Genomic DNA, 18,055 nt, shown 5'->3' on the forward strand with positions numbered 1-18,055 from the left:
CGCGCCCGCCCCCGCGTCGGCCGGCCGGTCCACCGGGCCGTCCGCCCCCGCGTCGGCCGGCGGGTCCACCGGGCCGTCCGTCCCCGCGCCCGCCGACTGGTTCGCCCGCCGTCCGCTCCTCGGGCCGTCCGTACGCCCGTTCGCCCGCTGGTTCGTCACGTCCGCAACCCTATGTCGTACCGCCGGTAACTTCCTTCGTCCGACCCCTACCGCTCGGTAAGGACCTGCTCTACTCTCCCCACTACTGTGCCAGTGATTGCTGGCAGAGTTTTGGCGGATCTCGGATTTCCGATGCGGAGGCGGCATGAGCCAGCACGAGCATGTACGAGTGGCGGTGATCGGATCCGGATTCGGCGGCCTCGGAGCCGCCGTCCGGCTGCGCCGCGAGGGGATCACCGACTTCGTCGTCCTGGAGCGGGCCGGCTCCGTCGGCGGCACCTGGCGCGACAACAGCTACCCCGGCTGTGCCTGTGACGTACCGTCACACCTCTACTCGTTCTCGTTCGCGCCCAACCCCGACTGGCCGCGCACCTTCTCCGGGCAGCGGCACATCCGCGCCTACCTGGAGCACGTCACCGACACCTTCCGGCTGCGCCCGCACCTCCGCCTCGACCACGAGGTGCTGATGATGCGCTGGGACAACGACGAGCTGCGCTGGGAGATCGAGACCTCGCAGGGCACGCTCACGGCCGACGTCGTCGTCTCCGCGACCGGCCCGCTGTCCGACCCCAAGATCCCGGACATCCCCGGGCTCGCCGCCTTCGAGGAGGCGGGCGGCAAGGTCTTCCACTCCGCCCGCTGGGACCACGACTACGACCTGACCGGCAAGCGCGTCGCGATGATCGGCACCGGCGCCTCGGCGATCCAGATCGTGCCGGCGATCCAGCCGAAGGCCGGCAAGGTGACGCTGTTCCAGCGCACCCCGCCGTGGGTCATGCCCCGCATGGACCGGGCCATCAGCGGCGTCGAGCGCTGGCTGCACCGGCAGCTCCCGTTCACCGGCACCGCGCGGCGCGGACTGCTCTGGGGCATCCGGGAGTTGCAGGTCTCCGCGTTCACCAAGCGGCCCAACGAACTGCGGCTCGTCGAGTCGATCGCCAAGGCCAACATGGCCAGGGCCATCAAGGACCCCGCGCTGCGGGCCAAGCTGACCCCCTCGTACCGCATCGGCTGCAAGCGGATCCTGCTCTCCAGCGAGTACTACCCGGCCCTCGCGCAGCCCAATGTGGACGTCGTCGCCTCCGGACTGGCGGAGGTGCGCGGCCGGGCCGTCGTCGCCGCCGACGGGACGGAGACCGAGGTCGACGCGATCATCTTCGGCACCGGCTTCCACGTCACCGACATGCCGATCGCCGAACGCGTCGTGGGCGCGGACGGCATCACGCTCGCCGAGGCGTGGAAGGACGGCATGGAGTCGCTGCGCGGCGCGACCGCCGCCGGGTTCCCCAACTGGATGACGATCATCGGGCCGAACACCGGCCTCGGCAACTCCTCCATGATCCTCATGATCGAGTCACAGCTGAACTACATGGCCGACTACCTGCGGCAGCTGAACCTGCTCGGCGAGCGGGCCGCGCTCGCCGCCCGCCCGTCGGCGGTCGCCGCGTGGAACCGGCGCGTACAGGCCCGGATGGAGCGCACGGTGTGGAAGGCCGGTGGCTGCGACAGCTGGTACCTGGACGCCAACGGGCGCAACACCACGCTCTGGCCGGGCACGACGTCCGAGTTCCGGCGCGCGACACGCTCGGTGGACCTGTCGGAGTACGAGGTCGTCCGCGCCCGCTCGCTCTCGAAGGAGGCCGCGGCGTGAACGTCATCTCCGCCGACGGATCGCCGCTGCACGTCGAGGTGTACGGGGCCGAGGGCGCCCCCGCGGTGGTCCTGGCCCACGGCTGGACCTGCTCGACGGAGTTCTGGGCCGCCCAGATACGGGACCTGTCCGCCGACCACCGGGTGATCGTCTACGACCAGCGCGGCCACGGGCGTACGCCCGCCGTCGGGCCGTCCGGATACACGACGGACGCCCTCGCCGACGACCTGGAGGCGGTGCTGGCCGCCACGCTGGAGCCGGGCGAGAAGGCGGTGCTCGCCGGGCACTCCATGGGCGGCATGACGCTCATGGCGGCCGCCGGGCGGCCCGGGCTGCGCGAGCACGCGGCGGCGGTCCTGCTGTGCAGCACGGGCCCCTCGCGGCTGGTCGCCGAGTCGCTGGTGCTGCCGCTGCGGGCCGGGCGGCTGCGGACCCGGCTGACCCGGGCCGTCCTGGGCGCGCGGGCGCCCCTCGGGCCGGTCACGCCCGTGTCGAAGGCCATCCTCAAGTACGCCACCATGGGCCCCGGTTCGCCGGCCGAACGGGTTGCGGAGTGCGCCCGGATCGTGCACGCCTGCCCGCGCGCCGTGCGGGTGGCCTGGTCGCACGTGCTCGCCGGGCTGGACGTCGAGGCGGGCGTACGGGAGCTGGCCGTACCTGCGGCGGTGCTCGTCGGGACGGTCGACCGGCTCACGCCGCCCGTCCACGCGCGGGCGCTGGCCGCCGCCCTGCCCGACTGCGTGGGGCTGGAAGAGCTGGCGGGCGTCGGGCACATGACGCCGATCGAGGCGCCGGAGGCCGTGACGGCGCGGATACGTGCCCTGGTGACGACGTACGTCCGTACCGTCCGTACCGAGCAGGAGGAAGCCGTATGAGCAAGGTCAGCCTGGACGGGCAGGTCGCCGTCGTCACGGGCGGGGCGCGGGGCGTCGGCGAGCTGCTGGCGCGCAAGCTGTCCGCGCGCGGCGCCAAGGTCGCGCTGCTGGGCCTCGAACCCGAGCTGCTGAAGGAGGTGTCCGGGCGGCTGCACACCGAGAGCGACTGGTGGCACGTCGACGTCACCGACCACGAGGCCATGGCCCAGGTGGCCGGTGAGGTGAAGGAACGCTTCGGCAAGGTGGACATCGTCGTCGCCAACGCGGGCGTCGCGGCGGGCGGTCCGTTCGTGGACTCCGACCCGGACGCGTGGCGGCGGGTCATCGAGGTCAACCTGATCGGCGGCGCGGTGACGGGCCGGGCGTTCCTGCCGGTGCTGATGGAGAGCCGCGGCTACTTCCTCCAGATCGCCTCGCTCGCCGCGATCACGCCGGCGCCGATGATGACCGCGTACTGCGCGTCCAAGTCGGGCGTGGAGGCGTTCGCGCACAGCCTGCGCGCGGAGGTCGGGTACAAGGGCGTACGGGTCGGCGTCGGCTACCTGTCGTGGACCGACACCGACATGGTGCGCGGCGCGGACGAGGACGACGTGATGCGGGAGCTGCGGCAGCGACTGCCGTGGCCGTCGAACCGCACGTACCCGCTGGGCCCGGCCGTGGACCGGATCGTCGCCGGGATCGAGCGGCGCTCGGCGCACGTGTACGCGCAGTGGTGGCTGCGGGGCATGCAGTCGGTACGCGGCTACCTGCCGGGGCTCATCGCCACGGTCGGGCAGCGCGAGATGCGGCGCTTCGAGCCACGGCTCGCGAACGTGCGCAAGGGGCTGGTCGGCGCGGGCGGCGCGGCGGACGAGCTGGCGCGTACGCGGGGTGACTGAACGGTCACGCCTTGATCGAAATGCGCGGTATGTCCGGGCGTGCCAGGCTGGTCGAGGCCGGGGGCCGATCACGGCCCCTGGAGTCCCCACACCCTTTCAGGAGAAACCTCGATGGGTATCGCAGACCAGTTCAAGGACAAGTCGCAGGACATGAAGGAAGAGGCCAAGCGGCGGGCCCAGGACGCGAAGCGCGAGGCGCAGGAGCGTACGAAGAAGGGCCAGCAGAAGGGCCGTCAGCCGCGTGACGAGCGGCGGCAGGGCCTGCAGGACGACATGCGGACGCCGCAGGACCGCTACGACGTCTGACGCGGCCGTCGCAAGGGCGCACCCGGGACGCCGGGTGCGCCCTCGTGCGTACCGGTGGCTCCGCCCCCGGACCCCCTGGCGGGGGACGGTTGTTGGCGTGGGGGCTGACGCCCCCACGTTCTCCCGGCGCGGCAGCTTCGCGCCGCGAGGGCGCGGTGGGCCCCCTGGCGGTGGCTTCGCGCCGCGGGGCCGCGGCCCGCATTGCCAGGGCCCCGGCGGGCCGCTGCACTCTGCGCGGGAGGTTCGGCGGGTCCGCCGCCCACCCACGGTGTGAGGGCGACGGGGCCCACCGGAGGGCGCGGCGCCCCCCGTACCGACGGCCGGCGGCGCGTGCCCCGCCACGCGCCCGGGCGTCACGCGGACGTCAAGCGCCCGGCCTCGGGGGGAGTTTGGGGCGGGCGAGGTTCGGGGCCTGGGAGTAGTCCGGGGGGCGGGACGCCGGGTGTTCGGCGAGGAGCTCGAGCGCGACCTCGACCGCGTCGGAGAGCTGGCGGTGGCGGCCCTCCGCCCAGTCCAGCGGGGTGCGGAGGATCTCGATGTCCGGGGCCACCCCGTGGTTCTCGATGGACCAGCCGTACTCGTCGAACCAGGCCGCGTTCATCGGCACCGTGATCACCGTGCCGTCGCCCAGCCGGTGGCGGCCCGTCATGCCGACGACGCCGCCCCACGTGCGCTGTCCGACCACGGGGCCGAGGCCCAGGAGTTTGAAGGCGGCCGTGATCATGTCGCCGTCCGACGCGGTGGCCTCGTCGGCGAGGGCGACGACCGGGCCGCGTGGGGCGTTCGAGGCGTACGAGACGGGCTGGGCGCCCCGCGTGAGGTCCCAGCCCAGGATCTTGCGGGTGAGCTTCTCCACCACGAGCTCGCTGATGTGCCCGCCCGCGTTGCCCCGGACGTCCACGATCAGGGCCGGCCGCGCGACCTCCATCCGCAGGTCCCGGTTGAACTGCGCCCAGCCCGAGCCGCCCATGTCCGGGATGTGGAGGTACCCGCACGTGCCGCCGCTCAGCTCCCGCACCACCTCCCGCCGCTTGGCGACCCAGTCCTGGTACCGCAGCGGCCGCTCGTCGATCAGCGGGACCACGGCCACGCGCCGCGCCCGGCCCTCGCCCTCGGCGGGCCGGAACGTCAGCTCGACCGTCGTCCCGCCCGCCCCCGCCAGCAGCGGGTACGGCCCCGCCACCGGGTCCACCGGGCGGCCGTCCACGTGCGTGAGGACCGCGCCGTCCCGGATCCCCGTACCGGCCAGGGGCGAACGCGCCTTGGAGTCGGACGACTCGCCGGGCAGGATCCGCTTCACCGCCCACCCGCCGTCCCTCGGCACGAAGTTGGCGCCCAGCAGCCCCTGGGCCCGCTGGTAGTGCGGCGGGCCCTCGTTGCGGCGCGCGGGCGTGACGTACGCGTGCGAGGTGCCCAGCTCACCGAGCACCTCCCGCAGCAGGTCGGCGAACTCGTCGGGCGAGGCGACCCGTTCGACCAGCGGACGGTACTGGTCGAGGACGGCGTCCCAGTCGATGCCGCTCATGCCCGGGTCCCAGAAGTAGGCGCGGATGATCCGCCCCGCCTCGTCGTACGCCTGGCGCCACTCCGCGCCCGGGTCCACCTCGTGCAGGATCCGGCGGGAGTCGACGTACACCGTGGAGTCGCTGTCGCCGGGCTCGGTCGCGGGAACGGCCCGCAGGTCGCCCTCGTCGACCACCACCAGCCGCGTCCCGTCGCCGCTCACGGCGTACCAGTCGAGGTGGTCGACCAGTTCGGTCTTGCGGGCCTTCGCGAGGTTGAAGTGTTCGAGGGTGGGCCGCCCGGAGGTGTCGGCCGGGTTGACGAACGTCTCGCCCAGCGCGCCCGAGATCGGCCACCGCAGCCACACCAGGCCACCGCCGCTCACCGGGTGCAGGGACGAGTACTTGGAGGCGGCGACCGGGAAGGGCGTCACCCGGTTCTCCAGCCCCTCGAACTCGACGACCACCGTCCCGTCGCCCTCCGCGGCCTCCTCCGTCAGGTCCAGCCCGCCCGCCGCGGGCCGCCCCTCCGGCGAGAGCGCGAACGGGGACGGCGTGGTGGAGGCGAGCGGTACGAGGTAGGGGCGGCAGCCGAGCGGGAAGGACAGGTCCCCGGTGTGCACGTCGTACACCGGGTCGAAGCCGCGCCACGACAGGAAGGCGAGGTAGCGGCCGTCCCGGGTGAACACCGGGCTCTCGTCCTCGAAGCGGCCGTTGGTGACGTCCACGATCGTCCGGTCCTTGATCCGGGCGATCTTGATCTGGCGCAGCGACCGGCCGATCCCCGGGTGGGACCAGGTCAGCCAGGCGCCGTCGGGGGAGAAGGCCATGTCCCGGACGGGGCCGTTGATCGAGCGGGTCAGCTCCGTCAGCCCGCCGGCGGGCTCACCGTCCGGTTCCGCCGCTTCCGCCGCTTCCGCCGGTTCCCCGGACTCCTCCTCCGCGACGTCGAGCAGCAGCAGCCGCCCGTCGTTCGACGCGATCGCCAGCCGCCCGCCGTCCGGGTCGGCCACCATCTCCGTGACGTGGCCCAGCTCACCGGCCGCGAACCTCCTCGGCTCCCGTTCGCCGCTCGCGCGCGGCAGGTGGGCCACCTCGACGGCCTCCTCGCCCTCGGCGTCGGTGACGTACGCGATCCGCCCGGTGCTGCCGAGCATCTCCGGCGCCCGCACCCGTACGCCCGGGGTGTCGGCGATCGTGCGGGCGGGCCCGTCGCGGTGGGTGAGCCAGTACAGGCTGCCGCGTACGGAGACGGCGCTGGCCCGGCCCGTCTCGTCCACCGACACGGCGTCCACGTTGTTCGCCGCGGGCACCTGGTACGTACGCCGTCCGGTGCGCGGCCCCCCGAGGCGTACCGCCAGCTTGCGCGGCACCGAGTCGGGGGTCAGCGCGTCGACGATCCACAGGTCGCCCGCGCACTGGTAGACCACGCGGCGCCCGTCGGAGGAGGCGTGCCGGGCGTAGAAGGCGTCGTGGTCGGTGTGCCGCCGCAGGTCGGTGCCGTCCGGGAGGCAGGAGTAGAGGTTGCCGACGCCCTCGTGGTCGGAGAGGAACGCGATCCGGCCGTCCACGAACATGGCGCAGTCCAGGTGGCCTTCCAGGTCCGGCAGCAGTCGCTCCCCGTGCAGCCACAGCCGCCCGGTCGCCCCGCCCCGGTACCGCTTCCAGGCGGCCGGCTCGTGCGGCGGCTTGCCGGTGAGCAGGAGCGTGAGGTGCTTCCCCCCGACGTCCGTGACGGCGATGTCGGAGACCGGGCCCCAGGGCAGGCGCCCGCCGGGCGAGCCGTCGACCGGGACCTTGTACGCCCACGAGAAGTGCGAGAACGGCTGGCCGTGCGAGGCGACGGCCAGGATCTCGCCGTCCGGTGTCCACCCGCACACGCGCGTGTCCAGCGACCCCCAGTAGGTCAGCCGGCGCGCGGGCCCGCCGTCGACCGGCGCCAGGTGGATCTCCGGGTCCAGGCTGCGCCAGTTCGTGTACGCGATGTGCCGCCCGTCCGGCGAGAAGCGCGGGTGCCCGACCCGCGTCCTGTCGACCGTCACCCGCCAGGCCCGGCCGGGTGGTTCGCCGTCCGCGACCAGGGGCGCGACCCACAGGTCGTCCTCGGCCGCGAAGCACAGCAGGTCGTCGTGGAGGTGGGGATAGCGGAGGTATGCGCCGTCGCTGCTCACACAGCCATGCTTTCCGCGCTGTGGGGGCCCGGCAACCCGATCACGTGATTCAGCACACGTACGAAACGGTTTCGTTTCGCTCACTGCCGGCCGTAGTCTCATAGGTGTACGAAACGGTTTCGTCTCGATCGGAGGTCGCGGACATGGCACGCGGCAGGCTCACCCCGGAGCGCGAGGCCGAGCTCTACGAAGCCGTCCTCGACCTGCTCCGTGAGGTCGGCTACGACGCCCTCACCATGGACGCCGTCACCGCCCGCACCCACTCCAGCAAGGCCACCCTCTACCGCCAGTGGGGGAGCAAGCCCGAGCTGGTCGCCCACGCCCTGCGGCACAACAAGCCGGTGAACATCGCCGAGATCGACACCGGCTCGCTGCGCGGTGACTTCCACGAGATGCTCGCGCGGTCCGACGACTGCCAGATGGAGAAGGACTCCGCCCTGATGCGGGGCCTCGCCCATGCCGTCCACGACAACCCCGACCTGCTCCAGGCCCTGCGCGAACTGCTCGTCGCACCCGAGATGACCGGGCTCGACGAGGTGCTGGGCCGCGCCGTGCGGCGCGGCGAGGTCGCCGCGGACAACCCGGCGCTCAGGCTCGTCCCGCACATGCTCATCGGCGCCTTCGTCGCCCGCCCCCTCATCGAGGACCGGGTGGTCGACCAGGCCTTCCTCACCGAGTACGTCGACGCCGTGGTCCTCCCCGTCCTGGGTGTCTGACGCTCCACCCGTTCCAGCAGTTCCACCCGTTCCACCCGTTCCGCCCCGCTCCACCAGCGCACCAGCGCACCAGCACCACCTGACACGTACCGCTCACGCTGTCGGGCCGACTCCCCATGTCCTGTTGTCCCACCCATCACCGGGAGACGCCCCCGTGGCAACGTTCCTCTACCGACTCGGCCGGTCCGCCTTCCGGCGCCGCCATCTCGTGGCCCTCATATGGATCGCGCTGCTCGCGCTCGCCGGCGTCGGCGCCGCCTCCGCGCCCGCCGCGACGTCCAGCTCCTTCTCCATACCGGGTACGGAGGCCCAGAAGGCCTTCGACCTGCTCGAAGAGCGCTTCCCGGCCGCCGGCGCCGACGGCGCCACCGCCCGCGTCGTCTTCAAGGCCCCCGACGGCCAGAAGATGACCGACCCCGCCCACAAGGCCGAGGTCCACCAGGCCGTGGACGAGCTGCGCTCCGGCTCCGACCAGGTCGCGAACGTCACCGACCCGTACACCGTGCAGGCGGTCTCCCGGGACGGCACCACCGCCTACGTACAGGTGTCCTACAAGGTCAGCGGCATGGAGCTGACCGACGCGACACGCGAGGCGCTGGAGGAGACCGGCACCGAGGCGCGGCAGAGCGGCCTCACCGTCGAGATCGGCGGCGACGCGCTCCAGACCGTTCCCGAGACCGGGGCGGGCGAGATCATCGGCGTGATCGTCGCGGGCATCGTCCTCGTCATCACCTTCGGGTCCCTCGTCGCGGCCGGGCTGCCGCTGCTCACCGCGATCATCGGCGTCGGCATCGGCGTGTCCACGATCACCGCGCTCGCCTCCGTCCTGGACCTCGGCTCCACCACCTCCACCCTCGCGATGATGATCGGCCTCGCGGTCGGCATCGACTACGCGCTGTTCATCGTCTCCCGCTACCGTGCCGAGCTGGCCGAGGGGCGCGAACGGGAGGAGGCGGCCGGACGGGCCGTCGGCACGGCGGGCTCCGCCGTCGTCTTCGCCGGCCTCACCGTGGTCATCGCCCTCGTCGGCCTGGCCGTCGTCAACATCCCGATGCTGACGAAGATGGGCTTCGCGGCGGCCGGCACGGTCCTGATCGCCGTCCTCATCGCCCTCACCCTCATCCCCGCGCTCCTCGGCTACGCCGGCAAGCGCGTACACGGCCGCAAGGCCCGCAACAACCCCCAGCCGGCCGGCGAGGCCAAGCCCAACATGGGCACCCGCTGGGCCCGCTTCGTGCTGCGCCGCCCCGTCGCCGTCCTGCTCGTCGGCGTGATCGGCCTCGGAGCCGTCGCCGTACCGGCCGCGTCGCTGGAGATGGGCCTGCCCGACGACGGCGCCCAGCCCACCTCCACCACCCAGCGCCGCGCCTACGACCTGCTGTCGGACGGCTTCGGGCCGGGCTCCAACGGCCCGCTGATGGTCGTCGTCGACGGCGACAAGGCCGCGGCGGACCGTACCGCCACCCACATCAAGGGCCTGGACGGGGTCGCGGCCGTCACCCCGGCCACCCCCAACAAGGCCGGCGACACGGCGATCATCACCGTCGTACCGAAGGCCCGGCCCTCCTCCGTCGAGACGGAGAACCTGGTCCACTCCATCCGGGACACCACCGGTGACGACGTGCTGGTCACCGGCGCCACCGCGATGAACATCGACTTCTCGCAGAAGATGAACGACGCGCTGCTGCCCTACCTGGCGCTCGTCGTCGGCCTCGCGTTCGTCCTCCTGATGGTGGTCTTCCGCTCGGTGCTGGTCCCGCTGAAGGCCGCGCTCGGCTTCCTGCTGTCGGTGGTCGCCGCCCTCGGCGCGGTCGTGGCGGTGTTCCAGTGGGGCTGGCTCGGCTCGCTGTTCGGCGTCGAGCAGACCGGCCCGATCATGAGCATGATGCCGATCTTCATGGTGGGTGTCGTCTTCGGCCTGGCCATGGACTACGAGGTCTTCCTCGTCACCCGGATGCGTGAGGCGTACGTCCACGGGGAACGGCCCGGCGAGGCGATCGTCACCGGTTTCCGGCACGGGGCGCGGGTGGTCGCGGCCGCCGCCGTGATCATGATCGCGGTCTTCGCGGGCTTCATCGGCTCCAGCGAGCAGATGGTCAAGATGATCGGCTTCGGCCTCGCGGTCGCCGTCTTCTTCGACGCGTTCGTGGTGCGCATGGCGATCGTGCCGGCGGTGCTCGCGCTGCTCGGCCGCAAGGCCTGGTGGCTGCCCGGGTGGCTGGACCGCGCCCTGCCGAACGTGGACGTGGAGGGCGAGGGCCTGCGCACCGCCGACGCCTCCGAGGACGGCGAGCGGGAGCTCGTACGCGTCTGAGGCCGCGCGCCGGTCAGACGCGCCGGTGAGACGCGCCGGTCACACGCGCCGGTCACACGCGCCGGTCAGACGCCGCGGTCAGACGCCGCGGTCACACGCCCGGTCACACGCCGCCGCCGCGTCGGGCCGTCATCGCCTCATCGGGTGACGGTCGGCGTGGTGGCGGCGTACGTACGCCGCAGGAAGCGCAGCAGCGCCGAGGAGTCGAACTGCACGACGGCCACGCCCTCCGGCGCGTGGTACTCCACGATCGTCTGGACGCGCCCGCACGGCCAGATCCCGATGTCGCCGCCCCGGGCGGGCGCGCGGAGGCCCGACTCCAGGAGGGTGCGCGGGAAGCTCCACTCGGTGCCGCCGGGGAAGCACAGCCGTACGGTGGCGGGCTCGGCGGCGGGTCCAGGGGCCGGCTCGTAACGCATCGCCACGGGGACGGGGCGGGAGAGAGGACCGTCGGTCACGATCAGGGCCTTGGTGTGGACTACGACACCTTCCTCAGGGGTCTCCATGGGCCGACTCCTCACATTCGCCTCATTTGTCTCTAATGTCCCACCATTCCGTGGTGTGCGCCCGCCCCCTTTTGTGATGTGGACGCTCTTGCAAGTCGTTTGCAGAAGGACCCATCATCGAACCCGTTCGTATACGCCTGTCCGAAAGCGGTCGCCGCATGCATGTCCCCGACGGATTCATCAACGCGCCGGTCTCCGCGGCCGCCGGCCTCGTCGCCGCCGGCGCCGTCGCGGTCAGCCTGCGCGGCGCGCGCAGGGAGCTGGACGAGCGGACCGCGCCGCTCGCCGGACTGGTCGCGGCGTTCATCTTCGCCGTGCAGATGCTGAACTTCCCCGTGGCGGCCGGAACCAGCGGGCACCTGCTGGGCGGCGCCCTGGCCGCGATCCTCGTCGGGCCCTATACGGGCGTGTTGTGCATCGCGGTCGTCCTGCTGATGCAGGGCGTCCTCTTCGCGGACGGCGGCCTCACCGCGCTGGGCGTCAACATCACCGTCATGGGGGCGGTCACCGTCCTCGTGGCGTACGGGCTCTTCCGCGGCCTGGTGAAGGTCCTGCCCCGCACCCGCCGCTCGATCACCGTCGCCTCGTTCGTCGCCTCCCTGGTGTCGGTACCGGCCGCGGCGGCCGCGTTCACGGCGATCTACGCGGTCGGCGGCACCACCGACGTACCCGTGGGCAAGGTCCTCACCGCCATGGTCGGCGTCCACGTCCTGATCGGCATCGGCGAGGCGGTGATCACGACCGCCACGGTCGGCGCCGTCATCGCCGTACGGCCGGACCTGGTGTACGGGGCACGCGGCCTGACCACGCCGCTGAAGCTGCGGGTGGGCGGCGAGCTGGTGGACGCCACCCCGGCGCCCGTGGCCGCCCCCGTGGCCGCCCGCTCCACCAAGAAGGTGTGGGCCACCGGCCTGGTCACCGCGCTCGTCCTGGCCGGATTCGTCTCCTACTACGCCTCCGCCAGCCCCGACGGCCTGGAGAAGGTCGCCGCCGACCAGGGCATCGACCGGAAGGCCGAGGAACACGCCACCGCCGACTCGCCGCTCGCCGACTACGGCGTCAGCGGCCTCACAGACGCCCGCCTGTCCGGGGGGCTGGCGGGCACCATCGGCGTCGGCGCGACCGTCCTGGCCGGCACGGGCGTCTTCTGGGCGGTCCGCCGCCGCCGTACGGACGGCACCCGTGACGACGCCCGCGTCGGGGAAACCGTCTGACATGGGCGCCGGCCACGCCCACAAGCTCTACCGGCACGGGCACTCGCCCGTGCACCGGCTGCCGCCGCACTGCAAGCTCGCCGCCGTCTTCTGCTTCGTCGTGGTCGTCGTCTCCACGCCCCGCGAGGCCGTCTGGGCCTTCGCCGCGTACGCCGCGCTCCTCGGCGCCGTCGCGGCGGCGGCCCGGGTGTCGCCGGGGTTCGTGCTGCGGCGCCTGGTCATCGAGGTGCCGTTCGTCGCCTTCGCGTTCCTGATGCCGTTCGTCGTGCCCGGCGAGCAGACGCAGCTCCTCGGCGTCTCCGTCTCCGTACCGGGCCTGTGGGACGCCTGGAACGTCCTCGCCAAGGGCACCCTGGGCGTCGCCGCCTCCGTGCTGCTCGCCGCCACCACCGAGCTGCGCGCCCTGCTGCTCGGCCTGCAACGGCTGAAACTGCCGCCCCTCCTCGTACAGATCGCCTCCTTCATGATCCGGTACGGCGACGTCATCACCGACGAGATGCGGCGCATGTCCATCGCCCGGCGCTCACGCGGCTTCGAGGCGAGGGGCGTCCGGCACTGGGGCGTGCTCGCCAAGTCGGCGGGCGCCCTGTTCATCCGCTCCTACGAGCGCGGCGAACGCGTCCACCTGGCGATGGTGAGCCGCGGGTACGCCGGTTCCATGCCGGTCATCGACGAGGTGACGGCCACCCGGGCCCAGTGGTCCTCGGCCGCCGCCCTCCCGCTCACCGCCCTGCTCATCTGTCTGCTGGGATGGACGCTATGAGTCTCAGTTTCGTGCCGTCGCTCGACGTCCGCGGCCTCGCGTACGCCTACCCCGACGGCCACCAGGCGCTGTTCGGCGTCGACCTGACCGTCGAGCGCGGCGAACGGGTCGCGCTGCTCGGCCCCAACGGCGCCGGCAAGACCACCCTCGTCCTCCACCTCAACGGCATCCTCACCGGCGGCGCCGGGACGGTGACCGTCGCCGGGCTGCCGGTCCAGAAGGCCAACCTGGCCGAGATCCGCCGCCGCGTCGGCATCGTCTTCCAGGACCCCGACGACCAGCTGTTCATGCCGACCGTCCGCGAGGACGTCGCCTTCGGCCCGGCGGCGGCCGGACTGCGCGGCCCCGAACTGGAGGCGGTCGTGGCGAAGGCCCTCTCCCGGGTCGGCATGGAGCAGTACGCGGACCGGCCCCCGCACCACCTGTCCTTCGGGCAGCGGCGGCGGGTCGCGGTGGCGACCGTCCTCGCCATGGAGCCCGAGATCCTCGTCCTCGACGAGCCGTCGTCCAACCTGGATCCGGCCTCGCGCCGCGAACTCGCCGACATCCTCCGGTCGTTGGACGTGACCGTCCTGATGGTCACCCACGACCTTCCGTACGCCCTCGAACTGTGCCCCCGCGCGGTGGTGCTCAGCGAGGGCGTGATCGCGGCGGACGGCCCCACCAGCGGCCTGCTCGCCGACGAGGAACTGATGCGCACGCACCGCCTGGAGCTACCCTTCGGCTTCGACCCGACCGCCAGGCCCACCCGGAAGCCGGCGCCCCACTAGCACGTTGCACCATGGGTGGGAGCCGCTGAGCGAAAGGGGTGGACGATGGACGTCCAGGGCACGGTGCAGACCGGCTTCGAGCCGGTCAGGGACGCGTTCGTACGCAACTTCGAGCAGCGCGGCGAGCGGGGCGCCGCGGTCGCCGTCTACCGGGACGGCCGCAAGGTCGTCGACCTGTGGGCGGGCACGCGCGACGTGGACGGGACCGCCCCGTGGGCCGTGGACACCGCCCAGGTCGTCCGCTCGGCGACGAAGGGCGTCGCCGCCGCCGTACCGCTGCTGCTGCACCAGCGCGGGCAGCTGGACCTGGACGCGCCCGTCGGCACGTACTGGCCCGAGTTCAAGGCGGCGGGCAAGGAACGGGCGCTGGTGCGCCACCTGCTGTCGCACCAGGCGGGCGTCCCGGCCCCGGACCGCCCGCTGACCCTCGCCGAGGCCGCCGACCTCACCGTGGCCTCGGACGCCATCGCCGCCCAGGCGCCCGCCTGGGAGCCGGGCACCGACCACGGCTACCACGCGCACACGTACGGCTGGCTGCTGGCCGCGCTGGTCCAGCGCGTCACCGGGCGCACCATAGGCCGCTGGGTCGCCGAGGAGATAGCCCGCCCGCTCGGCCTCGACCTGTGGATCGGCCTCCCCTCGGACGAGGCCCACCGGGTCGGCCGCATCGGCCCGGTCGGGGAGCCCGCACACGGCGGCGCGCTCAAGCTGCGCCCCAAGCGCTCGGTCGCCGACGCCTACGCCGACCCCGCCTCGCTCACCCGCCGCGCGTTCAGCGCCATCACCCCGGCCCCGGACGAGAACGACCCGGCCTACCGCGCCGCCGAACTCCCCGCATCGGCGGGCATCTCCACCGCCCGCGCCCTGGCCCGCTTCTACGCGGCGACCCTCGGCCCCGTGGACGGCCACCGCCTCTTCGCCCCGGCCACCCTCGCCATGGCGCGTACGGAGGAGTCCGCGGGCCCCGACCGGGTCCTGGTGGTCTCCACCCGCTTCGGCCTCGGCTACATGCTCCACGGCCCCGCCACGCCCCTGCTGTCCCCCGGCTCCTTCGGCCACCCCGGGCGCGGCGGCTCCCTCGGCTTCGCCGACCCGGCGTCGGGCATCGCACTCGGCTACGTCACCAACGGCATGCGCAAGGGCGTCACGGCCGACCCCAGGGCGCAGGCCCTGGTACGGGCGGTGCGTGCGGCGATCACCTGAGCGTCACTTAGGGTGATCCCATGACCGACAACAGCAATGTCTACTTCGACATCACCATCGACGGCGAGCCCGCGGGCCGCATCGTCTTCGCCCTCTTCGACGACGTCGTCCCGAAGACCGCCCGCAACTTCCGCGAACTGGCCACCGGCCAGAACGGCTTCGGCTACGAGGGCTCCAGCTTCCACCGCATCATCCCCGACTTCATGCTCCAGGGCGGCGACTTCACCGCCGGCAACGGCACCGGCGGCAAGAGCATCTACGGCGAGAAGTTCGCCGACGAGAACTTCCAGCTCAAGCACACCAAGCCGGGCCTGCTGAGCATGGCGAACGCCGGCCGGAACACCAACGGCTCGCAGTTCTTCATCACCACGATCGTCACCGACTGGCTCGACGGCAAGCACGTCGTGTTCGGCGAGGTCGTCGAGGGCATGGACGTGGTCAAGAAGATCGAGGCCCTCGGCACCCGCGCCGGCACCCCGAAGGCCAAGGTCACGATCGCCGCGTCCGGCACGGTGTAGCGCCCCCGGCCCGGCGGCCCACCGGGGTGCAGCCCCGGGAGGCCGCCGGCCTCGGCGTGCCGGCCCTGACCGGGGCCGCCTGGTTCGTCAAGGCGATGACCGCGTACGCCCCGGAGCCGCGCGCCGCGGGGACGCGTGCCGCGGGGACGCGTGCCGCGGGGACGCGTGCCGCGTCACCGGCACGGACGGTCGCCGAACAGGACCGGCCCACCGCACCGCGCAGCATCGTCCCTCCCGCACGGGTGGGGGACTTGCACGCTCATGACGGCCCCGGCCCCGGCCCCGGCCCCGAAGCCCGGGGCGGGCAAGAGGGTGGTTGCACGACAAGGACGAGGACGGCGCCGCCGGGACCCCGGACTCGCCGAGGAAAAGCGCCGCGACTTCTTCGCCGGGGCGAAGGCCTTGGAGCCCTCCGCATTCGAACCGGGCCCATTGGGTGGCCGATACGGCACCCGCCCGGATCTCCGCGCGTTGAGCGACGCCACCACCTTCGGCTCCCTGCTCGTACGGAAACCCACGACCCACTGCCCCGACCGCTTCGGGGCGTGCTGGTCGTGGCTGGGCCGCCGCAGCGCCCGGTGTGGGCGTGTGGGCCGCCGCCCCGGGGGTGGGCGTGCTGGTCATGGTGGGCGTGTGGGCCGCCCTCTCTCCGAGTGTGGCGGGCTCCGGCGTCCCGTCAAGGGCGCTTCGCGTCGGCTTCGCCGATGGCCTACGGCCACCCTTGACCGGCCGCCTCCGCCCGCCTTTTCCCACTCGGAGGGCGGCCCGGGGGAACGGGCCCAGGAGGGGCCCGCCTTTGCCGGTGCCGTTCGTGGCCGGGAGGCGGATGCCGCAGGGGGCGCGGCAGAGGAATGGGGCGGCGCGGCTCGGCTAAGCGGCGGGCCGCCGTCTGTGGGTTGCGGTACAGGACCTCGCTCCTGCCGGTGATGGGTGCGCCCCAGTGCAATGGGGCATCCGGGGTCGGCTCGGCGACTGCGGGCGGGTGGGGGGTTGGGGTTCAGGCAGGTGGCTGGGGTGGGTGCGGGGCTGGGCCTGGGTGTTGCCCTGTTCGGCCGGGAGCCGGGGGGATCGTCGCTCCAGTCACAGCCGTGTCGGCTCACCGGAGTTGTGGGCGGGATGGGACACCTCCCTGCCGTGGTCGCCGGGCCCCTGGGTGTCCCACACCGCCCACAACTCGCCTGCCCAGGTGCCGGTGTGGCGGAGGGGGCAGGTGGGGCGTTCCCGTGAGGCGGGCGGTGCGGGTGAGGACAGGCGGGGGCAGCAGGGGGGCAGCGGCGCAGCTCTCCGGACCGGCACGATGCCCGACCGCATGCCCGGCCGAGCCCCGGCCCCGCCCCCCGGCCCCGCCGATCGGTGCGCGGCCCCGGGCGCGGGGGCCGGGCGGCGCAGTCAGCCCCCGCCCGCAGCAGCCACCCCGACGCCCCCGCCCTTCCCAGCCCGGCCCCCGCTCAGTGGCCCCGCACGCCCCACCGACTGACCTCTTCGCCCCCTCCAGCCACACCCGTACCGCCGCACCAGGGTTGTGGGCGGGATCGGACACCCAAAGACCCCACACCACGGCGGGAAGGTGTCTCACACCGCCCACAACTCCCCGACCCCGGCACCACTGTGACCGAGGGGGCGGGTGGGGCTTCCCGTGTGGCAAGCGGGGCGGCGGTGAGGTGCCCCGGCGCAGCCACGGGCGGCGGGGCCCGACCGGGCCGGCGAGCCGACAGGCCCGGCAGCCAGCCACCCGGCCACATCCACGCCTCCACCCCGGCCGCGGGGCGGGGCAACACCCCGGCCCAGCCACCACCCCACCCCAGCCACCCGCCTGAACCCCAACCCCTCACCCACCCGCAGCCGCCGAGCCGACCCCGGAAGCCCCACACCACTGCCGCGCACCCACCACCCACCGAAGCGAGGTCCTGCACCGCAACCAACAGACGGCCGCCCGCCGCTGAGCCAAGCGCCGCCGCCCCATTCCACTGCCGCGCCCCTCCAGCACCCGCCTCCCGGCCACGAACGGCACGGGGAAAGGCGGGCCCCTCCCGGGCCCGTTCCCCCGGGCCGCCCTCCGAGTGGGAAAAGGCGGGCGGAGGCGGCCGGTCAAGGGTGGGCGAAGCCCATCGCGAAGCGACGCGACCGAAGGGAGCGCCCTTGACGGGGCGCCGGAGCCCGCCACACTCGGAGAGAGGGCGGCCCACACGGTCATCGTGGGCGGGGCGTCTGCCTCGGGGGCGGTGGCCCGCACGGCCACCATGAACAGGGCGTCCGCCCCGGAACGGTGATCAGCGTGGTGGTGGCGCTCCGGTCAGCCCTGGGGTTCCTGGGGGCGTGCGTCCACTTCCCGGAGGGCCTGGTCCTTGAGTTCGGTGCGGGCTTCCGAGCGGTGGCCGCGAGCGATGTAGTCGCGTACGACGACCTCTATGGCGTCCTGCGGCGAGCCGATCCCGGCCAGCACCATCACCTCCACCACCAGGTCTGCGTCCAGGCTGATGTTGACCTTGGCCACGGAGGCCCCCTTCGT

The 18,055-nt window shown here is 73.3% G+C and carries 14 protein-coding genes; 11 read left to right on the forward strand and 3 right to left on the reverse strand.

Features of this window, described 5'->3' with window-relative positions:
* The first annotated feature begins 304 nt into the window (after nt 1–304).
* The 4 genes from AMK26_RS27530 to AMK26_RS27545 all read left to right on the forward strand — a co-directional run bounded on the left by AMK26_RS27530 (nt 305) and on the right by AMK26_RS27545 (nt 3,869).
* A complete protein-coding gene (locus tag AMK26_RS27530; protein ID WP_073757458.1) occupies nt 305–1,810 on the forward strand; it encodes a flavin-containing monooxygenase in 1,506 nt (501 codons plus the stop codon).
* On the forward strand, nt 1,807–2,685 hold the full coding sequence (locus AMK26_RS27535) for an alpha/beta fold hydrolase (protein WP_241838089.1): 879 nt from the start codon (nt 1,807–1,809) through the stop codon (nt 2,683–2,685). Before AMK26_RS27530 ends, AMK26_RS27535 begins: the two co-directional genes overlap by 4 nt.
* Nucleotides 2,682–3,563 carry an SDR family oxidoreductase gene (locus AMK26_RS27540; RefSeq protein WP_073757459.1) on the forward strand — a complete coding sequence of 294 codons (882 nt, stop codon included), beginning with the start codon at nt 2,682–2,684 and terminating at the stop codon, nt 3,561–3,563. The genes AMK26_RS27535 and AMK26_RS27540 overlap by 4 nt, the downstream gene beginning before the upstream one ends.
* A 111-nt stretch (nt 3,564–3,674) precedes the next feature.
* The gene (locus tag AMK26_RS27545; RefSeq protein ID WP_073757460.1) at nt 3,675–3,869 is read left to right on the forward strand and encodes a hypothetical protein; all 195 of its coding nucleotides are present in this window, start codon (nt 3,675–3,677) and stop codon (nt 3,867–3,869) included.
* Between the two features lie 364 nt (nt 3,870–4,233).
* Here the strand turns inward: AMK26_RS27545 and AMK26_RS27550 are convergent, their stop codons facing one another.
* The gene (locus AMK26_RS27550; protein ID WP_073757461.1) at nt 4,234–7,542 is read right to left on the reverse strand and encodes a S41 family peptidase; all 3,309 of its coding nucleotides are present in this window, start codon (nt 7,540–7,542) and stop codon (nt 4,234–4,236) included.
* A gap of 143 nt (nt 7,543–7,685) precedes the next feature.
* Here AMK26_RS27550 and AMK26_RS27555 point away from each other — a divergent pair, with 143 nt between their 5' ends.
* Nucleotides 7,686–8,258 carry a TetR/AcrR family transcriptional regulator gene (locus AMK26_RS27555; protein WP_073757462.1) on the forward strand — a complete coding sequence of 191 codons (573 nt, stop codon included), beginning with the start codon at nt 7,686–7,688 and terminating at the stop codon, nt 8,256–8,258.
* 154 nt (nt 8,259–8,412) lie between these two features.
* Nucleotides 8,413–10,572, forward strand: a complete 2,160-nt coding sequence (locus AMK26_RS27560; RefSeq protein WP_073757463.1) for an MMPL family transporter — start codon at nt 8,413–8,415, stop codon at nt 10,570–10,572.
* 137 nt (nt 10,573–10,709) lie between these two features.
* On the opposite strand, the gene AMK26_RS27565 is transcribed toward AMK26_RS27560, so the two are convergent.
* The gene (locus AMK26_RS27565) at nt 10,710–11,078 is read right to left on the reverse strand and encodes an SsgA family sporulation/cell division regulator (protein WP_073757464.1); all 369 of its coding nucleotides are present in this window, start codon (nt 11,076–11,078) and stop codon (nt 10,710–10,712) included.
* Between the two features lie 158 nt (nt 11,079–11,236).
* On the opposite strand from AMK26_RS27565, the gene AMK26_RS27570 reads away from it, so the two are divergent.
* Genes AMK26_RS27570 through AMK26_RS27590 form a run of 5 tightly spaced genes read left to right on the forward strand, consistent with a single transcriptional unit; the run spans nt 11,237 to nt 15,546 of the window.
* Nucleotides 11,237–12,292, forward strand: a complete 1,056-nt coding sequence (locus AMK26_RS27570; protein ID WP_073757465.1) for an energy-coupling factor ABC transporter permease — start codon at nt 11,237–11,239, stop codon at nt 12,290–12,292.
* Nucleotide 12,293: 1 nt separating this feature from the next.
* The gene (gene cbiQ, locus AMK26_RS27575) at nt 12,294–13,055 is read left to right on the forward strand and encodes a cobalt ECF transporter T component CbiQ (protein WP_073757466.1); all 762 of its coding nucleotides are present in this window, start codon (nt 12,294–12,296) and stop codon (nt 13,053–13,055) included.
* The gene (locus tag AMK26_RS27580) at nt 13,052–13,825 is read left to right on the forward strand and encodes an energy-coupling factor ABC transporter ATP-binding protein (protein ID WP_073757467.1); all 774 of its coding nucleotides are present in this window, start codon (nt 13,052–13,054) and stop codon (nt 13,823–13,825) included. The genes cbiQ and AMK26_RS27580 overlap by 4 nt, the downstream gene beginning before the upstream one ends.
* A 45-nt stretch (nt 13,826–13,870) precedes the next feature.
* On the forward strand, nt 13,871–15,028 hold the full coding sequence (locus AMK26_RS27585; RefSeq protein WP_073757468.1) for a serine hydrolase domain-containing protein: 1,158 nt from the start codon (nt 13,871–13,873) through the stop codon (nt 15,026–15,028).
* A 20-nt stretch (nt 15,029–15,048) separates the two neighbouring features.
* Entirely contained in the window at nt 15,049–15,546 is a 498-nt protein-coding gene (locus AMK26_RS27590) for a peptidylprolyl isomerase (RefSeq protein ID WP_073757469.1), read from the forward strand.
* A gap of 2,293 nt (nt 15,547–17,839) precedes the next feature.
* Here the strand turns inward: AMK26_RS27590 and AMK26_RS27595 are convergent.
* On the reverse strand, nt 17,840–18,040 hold the full coding sequence (locus AMK26_RS27595; RefSeq protein ID WP_073757470.1) for a type II toxin-antitoxin system VapB family antitoxin: 201 nt from the start codon (nt 18,038–18,040) through the stop codon (nt 17,840–17,842).
* Nucleotides 18,041–18,055: the final 15 nt, after the last annotated feature.

Origin of the sequence: Streptomyces sp. CB03234 (assembly GCF_001905885.1) — a bacterium.
GTDB lineage: Bacteria > Actinomycetota > Actinomycetes > Streptomycetales > Streptomycetaceae > Streptomyces.